This is a genomic window from Psychromonas algicola, assembly GCF_004378355.1.
In the GTDB taxonomy this organism is placed as follows: domain Bacteria; phylum Pseudomonadota; class Gammaproteobacteria; order Enterobacterales; family Psychromonadaceae; genus Psychromonas.
Map to the genome: position 1 here is coordinate 48680 of NZ_SNUB01000021.1, position 12936 is coordinate 61615.

The following is a 12936-nucleotide window of genomic DNA, read 5'->3' on the forward strand; positions in this document are numbered from 1 at the left end:
AAAGGAAACTTTTATGATGATAAAAAAGATATTAACAGCTTTTGTAACTATCAGTATCAGCATGGCGAGCATGGCTGATAATATTAATGGAAGTTCTGAACCCATTGATGTTTATGTGGGCGTTGATTTTCGCACCATGAGTAGTGACTTTAATGAAACTGATACCAATCATCTTTCTGGTTATATCGCATTTGAAAACTATATCCCGATGGTGCCGAACCTAAAGTTTAAAACTGCATTTTTAAATGGTAATAGCGATGGTAATTCAGCGACCAATACCATTTTATATTACCGATTCTATGACAACGGCTTTATTGAAGCGGATGCTGGTATTGCTTACACCAATATAAAAACAGCAGATGACAACGCTTCGATTCCGCAAACTTATTTTTCAGGTCGCTTTTTTATCCCTAATACTCAAATGAATGTATTCGGTGAAGTCGTACAAGGTTCATTGGTTAACGATGGTTCATCGCAAACTGAAATTGGGGTTGCTTACCGTTTTATTCCTCGCAACATATTACTTAAAGTAGCAGTAAGAGCAGGCTATTATTCACAAACCGTTAAATTTGATAACGCTTCAACCGACCGTATTAGCGAAGGGTTATTCATTGGTGTAAAAACACTCTTCTAACACGAGCCTAAAGGCATCTTGTAAAATAACTTCTTACCAGACCATCGGATGAATAAAGTTAATCAATAAGGTGCCATATTACCTCCACTTCAAAAACACCTTTCTCTTCTTATAAATGATAATGGTTATTAACCACACCTTTTAAATGCCATTTAGTTATAAAAGATTAGCTTTTAATCTTTTGTCACATGAAAAAGGTCGCGTAAACTCCGCTTATCTTAATGAAATAGTGGAAATGACTTCATGGCACTTAACAATTTATCGGCTTTAACATCGCCTTTATCTGAGTCTCAATTGGCTCAATTGCAACAAGCAACGGCTGGTCTAGATGCAGTACAAACTGCATGGGTTAGTGGTTATCTAGCAGGCGTAAGCCAAGGCCCCGTAACAGCACAAGCGCCTACGCAAAGTGCAGGTCAAACGTTAACTATTCTTTACGCATCGCAAACAGGTAACGCGAAAGGCGTTGCAAGTAAACTTGCTGAGAGCGCAAAAGCAGCGGGTCTTAACGTCGTGCTTAAAAACACCGCTGACTACAAAGCAAAAGCATTAAAGAATGAAACTCACCTATTAATGGTTGCAAGTACTAATGGTGAAGGTGAAGCTCCAGATGATGCGATTGAATTCCACGAATTCTTATTAGGCAAAAAAGCCCCTAAATTACCTGAACTAAAATATAGCGTATTAGCGTTAGGTGACAGTAGTTACGAATTCTTCTGCCAAACAGGTAAAGATTTTGACGAGCGTTTAAAAGCCTTAGGCGCGAATCAATTAGCCCCTCGCGTGGATTGTGACGTCGATTATGAAAGCGACAGTGAAGCTTGGATCGCAAGTGTTGTGGCAACCTTAAAAGATGACATGACACAAGCAACAACAGCAGCGCCAGCTGCAGGTGTGACTGTTGCAAGTTCAACAAGTCAGTACTCTAAACAAAACCCTTATGCGGCTGAATTTTCTTTAAGCCAAAAAATTACCGGGCGTGATTCAGCGAAGGATGTTCGCCACATCGAAATTGATTTAGGTGACTCAGGGTTAACTTATCAAACAGGTGATGCATTAGGTGTTTGGTTTGAAAACGATGAAGCGTTGGTTGATGAACTCATTGCAGAATTAGGTTACAACGCCGATCAAAAAGTCAATTTAACCATTTCAGGTGAAAGCAAAGAGTTTAGCGTAAAAGAAGCTTTATTGACGCAACTAGAAATTACCCAAACAGCGCCTTCATTTGTTGAATTCTGGGCAGAAAAGTCTGGTGACGATAAATTAAAAGCGATTGCGAGTGATAAAAACACAGCTCGTGAATTTTCGGGTAACCATCAAATTATTGATGTCGTTAACCAAGCCAAAGCCGATGTCGACGCACAAACATTCGTTGACGCATTACGTAAAATTACACCGCGCTTATATTCAATCGCTTCTGCACAAGCGGAAGTTGAAGAAGAAGTACATTTAACCGTTGGTGTTGTTAGCTATGACGCTAACGATAAAACACGCACTGGTGGCGCTTCTGGTTTCTTAGCGAGCCGCTTAGAAGAAGGTCAAAAAGTACGCGTGTTTGTTGAGCATAACGATAACTTCCGTCTACCTGCGTCAGATGACACTCCCGTTATTATGATTGGTCCTGGTACTGGTGTTGCGCCGTTTAGAGCATTCATGCAAGAGCGTGAAGCACGTGACGCAACAGGTGATAACTGGATGTTCTTTGGTGACCAAACCTTTACACAAGACTTCTTATATCAAGTTGAATGGCAGAATTACTTAAAATCGGGCTTATTAACGAAAATGGACGTGGCTTTCTCGCGCGACCAAGCTGAAAAAATTTACGTACAAGACCGTTTAAAAGAAAACGCTAGCGAAGTGTTTGCATGGTTAGAGCGTGGTGCACACTTATACATTTGTGGCGATGCAAACCGTATGGCAAAAGATGTTCACCAAACTTTATTAGACATTATTGCTGAGCACGGTCAATTAAACACAGAACAAGCAGAAGACTACTTAAAGTCACTTAGATCTAACAAGCGTTACCAGAAGGATGTTTACTAATGAGCAACGATTTACCAAAAGTTGAAAACCCTGTACTGATTGTTGAAGGTAAACACGCCGACAATGAGCGCTTAAAAGCTGAGAGTGATTATCTGCGCGGTACTATTTTAGAAGATCTTCAAGATCGTATGACAGGTGGTTTCACAGCAGATAACTTCCAATTGATTCGTACTCACGGTATGTATCAACAAGATGATCGCGATATTCGTGCTGAGCGTCAAAAGCAAAAACTCGAACCATTACACAACGTAATGTTAAGAGCGCGTTTACCTGGCGGTATTATTAATACTGAGCAATGGTTAGCAATTGACAAGTTTGCAGATGATTACACATCTTACGGCAGCATCCGTTTAACGACGCGTCAAACGTTCCAGTTTCACGGCGTATTAAAGCCAAACATTAAATTAATGCACCAAACACTGAATAGTGTGGGTCTTGATTCAATTGCAACAGCGGGTGATGTTAACCGTAACGTACTTTGTACTTCTAACCCAGTTGAGTCTGAACTGCATCAAGAAGCTTACGAGTGGGCAACGAAACTAAGTGAACACTTACTACCAAAAACACGTGCTTACGCTGAAATTTGGCTAGACGAAGAACGTGTTGAAACTACTGAAGATGAAGTGATTGAGCCAATTTTAGGTAGTAATTACTTACCGCGTAAATTTAAAACAACGGTTGTTATTCCACCAAATAACGACATCGATCTTCATGCTAACGATTTAAACTTTGTTGCCATTAGTGAAGACGGTAAATTAATTGGTTTTAACGTACTTGTGGGTGGTGGCTTAGCCATGACGCATGGTGATAATGCCACTTACCCACGTTGTGCTGATGACTTTGGTTTTATTCCTAAAGAGAAAGCATTAGACATCGCTGCCGCTGTTGTAACGACACAGCGTGACTGGGGTAACCGCGTTAACCGTAAAAATGCTAAAACTAAATACACATTAGACCGTGTAGGAGCACATGCATTCCGCGAAGAAGTTGAAGCGCGTGCCGGTATTAAATTTGAAGATTCTCGTCCGTATAAATTTACACACCGTGGCGATAGCTTTGGTTGGGTAAAAGGGATTGATGGTAAAGAGCACTTAACGTTATTTATCGAAAACGGTCGTATTCTTGACTTCCCTGCCGATAAATTTGCAGGTAAGCAGCTAAAAACAGGTATGCGAGAAATCGCTAAAATTCACGAAGGTGATTTCCGTTTAACAGCAAACCAAAACTTAATTGTTGCTGGCGTTGATCCTAAAAACAAAGCGACAATCGAAAAAATCGCACGTGAACACGGCTTAATTAGCGATAAAGTATCGAACCAACGTATGAGTTCAATGGCTTGTGTTGCTTTCCCTACTTGTCCATTAGCCATGGCTGAAGCAGAGCGTTATTTACCAGGTCTTGTTGATGATGTTGAAGCGATTCTAGAAAAGAACAATTTAGCTGGCGAAAGTATCATTCTACGTGTGACGGGTTGTCCAAACGGTTGTGGTCGCGCGATGTTGGCAGAAATCGGCCTAGTCGGTAAAGGTCCAGGCAAATACAACATGTACCTAGGTGCAGATTTAGCCGGTACGCGTGTACCTAAAATCTATAAAGAGAATGTTGATGAAGCCACAATTTTAGCCGAAATAGATGCATTAAGCGCTCGTTGGTCAGCAGAACGTAACGAAGGTGAAGCTTTCGGTGATTTTGTTATCCGCGCAGGTATTGTTGCTGAAGTCGTCATTTCAGCTAGGGATTTCCATGCCTAATAAGTTAGATCTTGCTCATTTATTAACACTTTCTAAGGCGGAGCAAACTGCTGCGCTGACAGAAATTAATGCATCATTGGAAACAATGACTGCATTAGAACGTGTTCAATGGGCTGTCGAGAACTTAGAAAGTGAATTTGTATTGTCATCAAGCTTTGGTATTCAAGCGGCTGTGTGTTTACATTTAATCACCACAGTAAAAGCAGATACACCGATTATTTTGACTGATACAGGGTATTTATTCCCTGAAACCTATCAGTTTATTGATGACTTAACTAAACAACTTAACTTGAACCTAAAAATTTATAGCGCAGAGCACAGCGCTGCATGGCAAGAAGCACGCTATGGAAAATTATGGGAGCAAGGCGTTGATGGGTTAACACAGTACAACTTGATCAATAAAGTAGAGCCAATGAAACGTGCATTAAAGGAATTAAATGCCAAAACATGGTTCTCTGGATTGCGTCGTTCACAATCTTCAAGTCGTGGCGATCTACCTGTTTTAAGTCTACAAAATGGCTGCTTTAAGTTTTTACCTATCATCGATTGGAGTAATAAAGACGTACATTATTACCTTGAAGAGAATGGGTTAAGCTACCACCCTTTATGGGAACAAGGTTATGTTTCTGTAGGAGATGTGCAAACATCACGTCCACTTGAAGTGGGAATGAGTGAAGAAGAAACACGTTTCTTCGGGCTTAAACGTGAATGTGGATTACATGAAGATCCTATTGAAGAACAAGGTAGCGGTATTTAATTTACCATCTTACCGAACTATACTAGCCTCTAATTCATTAGAGGCTTTTTTTTGCTCATTTTTTGTTTAAGAAAAGCAAATTTCTGCCGATAACTTAATATCTACATCAAGGGTTTATTTATGAAAAAGATAATACAAACACTATTAGCATTTAGTTTATTAAGTAATATCAATGCGATCGCTGAAGAATACGAAGTGATACAGGTTTATACTCAAGATGAACTTAACCTTTTAATAAGCAAGAACCAGCATCTACAGCGCGTAAAGGCCGATGAGTGTCAGTTAGTTCAAGATATTGAAGCCCATGCCTTAAAAGTCCAAGAACCCTCTTACGTTTTCCTTTGGGGCGATATGCTTGCTTGGGGCGTTTGTGTTGAGCGTGATGCAAAATTAGGAATGTATTATATAAACCAAGCTGCAGAGCAAGGTTTACTGGCTGCCCTTGAGCAACTAGGCCGCTATTACAATAAAGGTATCTTAGTTTTTGAAGATAAGCACAGAGCCCTTACCTATTTTAGAGAAGCTGCTTTACAAGGTCACTTACAGGCACAAATTAGTTACATCACATTATTAAATGAAGGTTATGGTAGCCCACATGATTATGAAGATGCCTACAGAGTGCTTTATAATAATGTCATCTCAAACTCACAAACAAAGCAAAAGGCAAAAGTGTTATTAGCTAACTTAAGTAAAAACATGCCAGAATACGTGATTCAGCGAGCACAAAAACCAGACAATAATTAAAAATATAAACGACCCAACCTAACAATATTTACTGAGACTTAAAAACAGATAACTAATGGAAGATACCATGAGCCTTAATTACTTTAAATCCTGGCAAGTAACTAAAAATAAAGTTGTAATTAACCTCACTAGTATCACTAAAGTCTTTGGCTGGTTTATTTTTATTGGTTTTCTACTCAGTTTGAGTATTCCACCAACAGCTTTTATCACTGGCATAATTGCATTATGGTTAATTAAGCGTAAACCACAACTCACATTTGATTTGGATACAAAGAGCTGGTCAACATCTAACAAACATATATTTTATACTTATTCAAAGAGCACTCCGATGTCTGAGAATGATAATATTAAAGTGGTGGAGCATACACAAAAGGATAATCACAGTCATAGGTCTTATATTATATACTTTCATCCAGCAGAAGATGCAGGAATGCTTGACTTAGGCTATATAATTGGGATTGAAAATATCAGAGAGTCAGATAATGTTGCTTATAACATAGAGAAAATTGTGCAGCTCTACAAACACGCTGGTATTAAGTTAACAGTGGTTTTACCTGAAGAATTTAAAGAGTAAAAAGACTTACACTCGACAAAACTAACTAAAAAGCCGAAGTAAAATTTCTCTATTAAGTCCGAGATTTTAATACATCAACGTAAACTTTAATTTTCTGTCCAGGTTTAATGTATTTTGTGTTTTCTAAATCATTCCAACGTACTAGATCAGCGGTTTTAACGTTAAATTTACTAGCGATACGAGCCAAGGAATCCCCCGTTCGAACGTGATAAGTCACTCGACGAGTGGTTACGTTGGTTTTAACAACACGTGCTGTTTTCCAAATCGTTAATTTCTGGCCTAGACGCAACGTTTTCTTAGGTTGAAAACCATTCCACTTTGCAATTTGCTTTGATGTCACTTTGTAAGCACGGCTAATATCCCAAAGTGTATCGCCTTCGACAACGGTGTAGACAACTTTCTTTTTACCGACGCCATATTTAGATTCCTGACGTTCAAAACGTTTTGCTTGGCTGTATAAATATTGCTGCTGAGATTTACTTGCTATAGGGATTAAAAGAGGTTGTCCAATTTTAATAAAAGAGCCATCTAAATCGTTAATCTGTCTTAAAACACTGGTAGTTGTTTCGTGTTTCTGAGCAATCACACTTAAACTATCACCGGATTTAACAGTGTAACGATCCCATTGAATGCGCTTATCTTTATCAGCATTCGCTAGTTTTTCAGAGAATTGATCAGCTGACACAGTTGGGATTAAAAGCTTATGTGGACCAGATGGTGACGTTGCCCAATGATTAAAAGCAGGATTGATCAATTGAATTTCAGCAACGGTTAAATCGGCCAATTCAGCCGCATAAGCGAGGTCAATTTGCGAACCAATATCAACATAACTTAGTACCTTTTTATTCGGGATATAAGGTAGTTCAACGCCATATTTTTCATGGTTACGCAAAATATCAATCAGCGCTAAAAGCTTAGGTACATAGTTTTCTGTTTCTTTAGGTAAGCTCAAGCTCCAATAATCTAAAGGTTTTTTATGTTTTTTATTTTTATTAATTGCTCGTCTTACTCGCCCTTCTCCTGAGTTATAAGCCGCAAAGGCATATAACCAGTCTTCATCTAAGTAACCATGTAAGAATTGCATATAGTTAAGCGCACCACGCGTCGCGGCATAAACATCTCGACGACCGTCATACCACCAGTCTTGATGTAAACCGAAACGTGCGCCTGACTTTGGCATAAATTGCCATAAACCAGAGGCACCTACAGGGGAAAAAGCAAAGGGATCAAATGTACTTTCTACGACAGGAAATAACGCTAACTCTAATGGCATATTTCCTTGTTCGATTTGCTCTACGATCAACCATAAAAATGGTTCTGCGCGTTTTGATACTTTCTTTAAATAATTAGGGTGACGTAAGTAATAGTTACGTTGTTTGATAATTCGAGCGTTATCTGGCACTTCAAAGGTAAATTCATTTGCTAATTTAAGCCATAAATTGTCATAGCCTTTAGGGATTTCCTGTTCAGGCTCACTGATAACTTCTTCTTCAACAAGGTGAATTAGACCTTCTTCTTCGTCGACTAAGAGCTCATCTGAAATTAAAATTTCTTCAGGCACTTCTGAAACTTCTTGAATTTCAGTTGTTTGAGGCATAATGCTTTGACAGGCTGTCAAAGATAAAATCAAAAACAAAGACGAAAGCAATTTCATAGTACGACCATTTGTAAAAAGTAAGCCGCACATTCTATTCTTTTTTATGAAATCAATCAAAAATTATCCTTATAAACGCGTAATTCTTTAAAACACTGCATTCCCTTGGTAATAGGCTTCGCCAATAAATTTTGTAAGTTATTGGTTAATTGTTCATCAGAAGATCTTAAAAAGGGATTGATAGCAATTTCATTTTTGATTGTTGTTGGAATCGAAGGCAACCCCTGCTGACGTAATTTAGCAACTTCTTTAACATAAGCAATTAATGCCGAATTGTTTGGGTCAACATGCAAAGCAAAAACAAGGTTATTTTGTGTATATTCGTGCGCACAGTAGACTTTAGTTTCTGGCGGTAAACTCGCTAATCGAGATAACGCAGTATGCATTTGTTCATGCGTGCCTTCAAAAACACGGCCACATCCAGCAGAAAACAGAGTATCGCCACAAAAAAGCATTTGATCATTAAAATAAGCAATATGATCTAATGTATGAGCAGCGACCTGCCAAACATTAAATGTTAATCTGTTATCAAAGAAGTGAAGCGAGTCTCCTTCATCAACTAAATTCACATTATCAAACAATGCATTTTTACCAAAAACTTGGCACTCAGGGTTAGCCGCTAATAAACCTTTAACTCCACCCGTATGATCATGGTGATGATGTGTAATAAGTATCGCTTCAAGTGTTAATTTCTGAGACGCTAAAATAGCTAAAACGGGAGTTGCATCGCCAGGGTCAACAACAATACATCCTTGGCTTTGACTATCTTTGATAAGCCAAATATAGTTGTCATCGAATGCTGGAATGGTTAAAACACTAAACATAATCTATCTCAACTTTTAAATACTTCGGAGAAGGCACATGAAAATAGCAAAAACGTCACGTATCTTAACTCCAATTACAGATTGGTTACAATTAAGTGAAGGTCAATATTTACAAAAACAGACTCAACACCTTGTTAACAACGCAATAAGACATTGTTTTGGATATCATTTATTAAAACTTGGACAATTAAGTACACAGTTAAAAACTAATGTATGTCCTATCAAACACCAAATAAATTGTGCAGAAAGCGGCAATGATATTGGCATTCGAAGTGATTTAAACCACTTACCCTTTCAAGACTCGACCATTGATGCTTGTATCTTAGTCCATGAATTGGATTTTTCTAGTGACCCGCACCAGTTACTACGCGAAATAGAACGCGTCTTAACCCTAGATGGCATACTGATTATCAGTGGCTACAACCCTTACAGCCTGTTTGGTTTTAAATCGCTATTAACGCCAAAAGATGTGCACACTGCACGATTATTTTCGCCGAACCGCGTTGTTGATTGGCTACACTTATTAGGCTTTGAAATTAAACAAAAACAACATTTTGATTATATTTCACCTCAACCTAAAGGTCGTTTAGCCAAATTAATAGAAAGCATTGGCCAACGTTATTTATCTTTTTTCTGTAGCGTTTATTTTATTGAAGCTAAAAAACAATCTACGCCGATGACACCTGTAAAATCTGGTTTTGAATTCCGAAGAAGGATTTCCAGACATGGTCCAGTTGCTACCAAACAATCACATGGTAAAAAACTCCACCAGCAATAATAGATTTTACCCCTCAAAGCCTTGATCAACTTGTGTAGGCTTGGCTTCTGCAGCTTCGCGTGCTAAATCATCACAACGTTCATTTTCAGGATGACCTGAATGGCCTTTTACCCAATGCCAAGTTACTTTATGTTTTTCTTGTGCTGCATCTAATGCTTTCCACAAATCAACATTTTTAACGGGTGCTTTTGCAGCGGTTTTCCATCCACGTTTTTTCCAATTATGTATCCATTCAGTGATCCCTTTACGGACATATTGGCTGTCTGTGGTAACATCAACTTCACAAATTTCAGTTAATGCTTCTAATCCTTTAACACAAGCGAGCATCTCCATTCTATTATTAGTCGTTTTAGCATAACCACCTGATAGCTCTCGTCGCTTGTTATTAAATACTAAAATAGCGCCATAACCACCTGGGCCAGGATTGCCGAGGCACGAGCCATCGGTATAAAGTTGGATTTTTTTCATTATTCCCATCACATAAATTTGTTAGACTATAAAATAAAAATTTAGCTTAAAACGTGAAACCACTATAAATAGAGATGTCTATGAACACAAGCAAACTAACTCGACAAGTAGTATTAGATACTGAAACGACGGGCATGAACAAAGATGGACTCATTTATGTAGGACATCGAATTATTGAAATTGGTTGCGTTGAAGTGATAAATCGTCGTTTAACGGGGCGTCATTATCACGTTTATATTCAACCTGATATGCCAATCGATCCTGAAGCAATGGCAGTTCATGGTATTACTGACGAATTTTTATATGATAAACCCCGCTTCGCTGATATTGCAGATGACTTTATCGATTTTATCAAAGGAGCTGATTTAGTGATCCATAATGCGCCCTTTGATGTTGGCTTCATGGATCAAGAATTCCGTTTTCTAAATAAAAAAACACAAACCACTGAAGAAATGTCAACAGTGACCGATACATTAGAGATGGCTAAAAAAATGTTCCCAGGTAAACGGAACAATCTTGATGTGCTGTGTGACCGTTATGGAATAGATAATAAACACCGTGTTTTACATGGTGCTTTATTGGATGCTGAAATATTAGCAGACGTTTATTTATTGATGTCAGGTGGACAAAAAGATTTAAATTTAGCTAATAATGAATCAGGGCAAAACAATACGGGTCGACGTGCACGTCAAAATTTAGCTCCTTTACCGGTGATCCACGCCGATCAAGAAGAATTAAATGCACATGAATCACGTTTAGATTTAGTTGCAAAATCAGGGAGTTGCTTGTGGCGCTAATCCATAAAAATTGTATAACATTATTCACATTGATGCTGTTAAGTATCAATGTAATGGCGAATATCATCTATCAACCCAATGATATTCCGCTATTGGACAATCGATTTAGAATCGATCCTAATACAGAAGAAGTCACCATTATATTAAATCACCCTAATAATTCACAAAAAGTGGTGATAATAAAACCAGATGGTAGTAAATGGTATGCAGAGCGTCACCCTAAAAATGTTTCTTGGCTAAAAACACGAGATCAAGACATCATCACGATACAACAACCTATTCCAGGGCCATGGCAAGCCGTTGCAAAATTAAACGGCGAAAATCGTATTCAATTATTAAATCCAATCACGCTAAAAGTGGATCGTTTTCCTGTTCGTATTTATCGAGATGAATATTTAACAACCAAGGTTTCTTTAATAGAAGATGACGAAGTTATTACTGATAAAAACTTCTTAAAAAATGCAAAATTAACCGTTTCATTAATCGGAAAAGCTAAAAAACTTATTTCTTTATACAAAGATGATGGACAGAATTACGACATACTTCCCTTTGACGGTGAATTGACAGCAGACATGTTTATCAACCTGATACCTGGACGGTACTCGTTTAGCGTGGGAACTAGAAACGACATATTTGTACGTGCTTATAATCAAGATGTGGTGGTTTTTCCGTCACCGATTAGCTTTAACACTGAGCAATTGGAACATAACGCAGCTTTTGTAAAATTCACCTTTATAATAGATGAAGCAGAAATAGACCCAATGTCAGTTACCATTGATGGTTTAATAAAAAGCTACAATCAAAATAATACCAAGCAGTCGATCATTCATTTAGCAGAGCACGACCAACAAAATAGTATTTTTACTATTAAGATCCCTTTAGAGCACGATCTTTACACCTACACAGCAAAGGCCTACGCGACAACGAAAACCGGAAGGGAAATCATTTTACAGCTACCTGAACGAACTTTTGAATTATTAGCGCCTTATGTACCAGACGAAACAGATGAAGAAGCAGAGCTAGCTAGAGCAGCCGCACTTAAAATTGAACACGAAAAAAGACAAGAACAATACTTTTATTTAGTTTTATGGTTAATTGGCTTAGTAATATTGATCTCATTAATCGTAGTCGCCGCTCTTTTCCTAATAAAAAGAAAGCAAAAAAGACTAGCAACAGATGATGGATTATCACTAGATGAGTTAACTGTGGATGAGCTTCAACCAACTTCAATTGATATACCAGATGAAAATGTTGAAGCTAATGATGATAAAATAAGCAGTTAACACTGTTACTTGTAAATAATACGTTTTTTTTGTTTTTCGTTATTGACTCAGTAGGTGCAACTCCGTATTATCTGCGCCTCAACGAAGTTGCATATTATGTAATGTTGACTTTTGCTGGAGTGGTAGTTCAGTTGGTTAGAATACCGGCCTGTCACGCCGGGGGTCGCGGGTTCGAGTCCCGTCCACTCCGCCAATACTTGTATTGGTGACTATTTCTAGCAAAAGAATTCGTTGAACTGATGATTATCACGTGGAGTGGTAGTTCAGTTGGTTAGAATACCGGCCTGTCACGCCGGGGGTCGCGGGTTCGAGTCCCGTCCACTCCGCCAACTCATTTGCTTGCAAATGTTACTAATCATCAACTAGGTTATTTACACCTAGTCTAAACTAAAGTGAATAAAGCTGTAATACTCACATAAAGTGGTAGTTCAGTTGGTTAGGCTTTCTGCTTAACATAAGCGGCCTGTCACGCCGGCGGTTATAAACCGACAAGTGATAAAACTGTAATACACTCGTGGAGTGGTAGTTCAGTTGGTTAGAATACCGGCCTGTCACGCCGGGGGTCGCGGGTTCGAGTCCCGTCCACTCCGCCAACAGTGTGTTAACGTCAATTCATAAAGACGATAAAA

At 38.4% G+C, this 12936-nt stretch carries 12 protein-coding genes and 3 tRNA genes; 12 read left to right on the plus strand and 3 right to left on the minus strand.

Annotation, left to right across the window (positions count from 1 at the left end; genetic code table 11):
- The first annotated feature begins 13 nt into the window (after window positions 1-13).
- The 6 genes from E2R67_RS11270 to E2R67_RS11295 all read left to right on the plus strand — a co-directional run bounded on the left by E2R67_RS11270 (window position 14) and on the right by E2R67_RS11295 (window position 6503).
- Complete coding sequence (locus tag E2R67_RS11270; protein WP_134291058.1) at window positions 14-634, plus strand: porin family protein; 621 nt, start codon at window positions 14-16, stop codon at window positions 632-634.
- 243 nt (window positions 635-877) lie between these two features.
- Entirely contained in the window at window positions 878-2677 is a 1800-nt protein-coding gene (locus E2R67_RS11275; protein WP_134291059.1) for an assimilatory sulfite reductase (NADPH) flavoprotein subunit, read from the plus strand.
- Window positions 2677-4428: an assimilatory sulfite reductase (NADPH) hemoprotein subunit gene (gene cysI / locus E2R67_RS11280; RefSeq protein WP_134291060.1), complete on the plus strand. Its 1752-nt coding sequence runs from the start codon at window positions 2677-2679 to the stop codon at window positions 4426-4428. Before E2R67_RS11275 ends, cysI begins: the two co-directional genes overlap by 1 nt.
- Window positions 4421-5185, plus strand: a complete 765-nt coding sequence (locus E2R67_RS11285) for a phosphoadenylyl-sulfate reductase (protein WP_134291061.1) — start codon at window positions 4421-4423, stop codon at window positions 5183-5185. Before cysI ends, E2R67_RS11285 begins: the two co-directional genes overlap by 8 nt.
- A 120-nt stretch (window positions 5186-5305) precedes the next feature.
- Window positions 5306-5929, plus strand: coding sequence for a tetratricopeptide repeat protein (locus E2R67_RS11290; RefSeq protein ID WP_134291062.1), 624 nt, complete (start codon window positions 5306-5308; stop codon window positions 5927-5929).
- A gap of 55 nt (window positions 5930-5984) precedes the next feature.
- Window positions 5985-6503, plus strand: coding sequence for a hypothetical protein (locus E2R67_RS11295; RefSeq protein ID WP_134291063.1), 519 nt, complete (start codon window positions 5985-5987; stop codon window positions 6501-6503).
- A 52-nt stretch (window positions 6504-6555) separates the two neighbouring features.
- On the opposite strand, the gene E2R67_RS11300 is transcribed toward E2R67_RS11295, so the two are convergent.
- Together E2R67_RS11300 and gloB are read right to left on the minus strand one after the other, a co-directional pair.
- Window positions 6556-8157: a LysM peptidoglycan-binding domain-containing protein gene (locus E2R67_RS11300; RefSeq protein ID WP_134291064.1), complete on the minus strand. Its 1602-nt coding sequence runs from the start codon at window positions 8155-8157 to the stop codon at window positions 6556-6558.
- A gap of 56 nt (window positions 8158-8213) precedes the next feature.
- On the minus strand, window positions 8214-8981 hold the full coding sequence (gene gloB / locus E2R67_RS11305; protein ID WP_134291065.1) for a hydroxyacylglutathione hydrolase: 768 nt from the start codon (window positions 8979-8981) through the stop codon (window positions 8214-8216).
- Between the two features lie 37 nt (window positions 8982-9018).
- Between gloB and E2R67_RS11310 the strand changes: the two genes are divergently transcribed.
- Window positions 9019-9759, plus strand: a complete 741-nt coding sequence (locus E2R67_RS11310; protein WP_134291066.1) for a class I SAM-dependent methyltransferase — start codon at window positions 9019-9021, stop codon at window positions 9757-9759.
- A gap of 6 nt (window positions 9760-9765) precedes the next feature.
- Here the strand turns inward: E2R67_RS11310 and rnhA are convergent, their stop codons facing one another.
- The gene (gene rnhA, locus E2R67_RS11315) at window positions 9766-10227 is read right to left on the minus strand and encodes a ribonuclease HI (RefSeq protein WP_134291067.1); all 462 of its coding nucleotides are present in this window, start codon (window positions 10225-10227) and stop codon (window positions 9766-9768) included.
- Window positions 10228-10307: 80 nt separating this feature from the next.
- Between rnhA and dnaQ the strand changes: the two genes are divergently transcribed.
- The 5 genes from dnaQ to E2R67_RS11340 all read left to right on the plus strand — a co-directional run bounded on the left by dnaQ (window position 10308) and on the right by E2R67_RS11340 (window position 12900).
- Window positions 10308-11024, plus strand: a complete 717-nt coding sequence (dnaQ, locus tag E2R67_RS11320) for a DNA polymerase III subunit epsilon (protein ID WP_134291068.1) — start codon at window positions 10308-10310, stop codon at window positions 11022-11024.
- Window positions 11015-12307: a hypothetical protein gene (locus tag E2R67_RS11325; protein ID WP_134291069.1), complete on the plus strand. Its 1293-nt coding sequence runs from the start codon at window positions 11015-11017 to the stop codon at window positions 12305-12307. Before dnaQ ends, E2R67_RS11325 begins: the two co-directional genes overlap by 10 nt.
- A 116-nt stretch (window positions 12308-12423) precedes the next feature.
- A tRNA-Asp gene (locus tag E2R67_RS11330) sits at window positions 12424-12500 on the plus strand.
- A 59-nt stretch (window positions 12501-12559) separates the two neighbouring features.
- Window positions 12560-12636, plus strand: a tRNA-Asp gene (locus E2R67_RS11335).
- 187 nt (window positions 12637-12823) lie between these two features.
- A tRNA-Asp gene (locus E2R67_RS11340) sits at window positions 12824-12900 on the plus strand.
- Window positions 12901-12936: the final 36 nt, after the last annotated feature.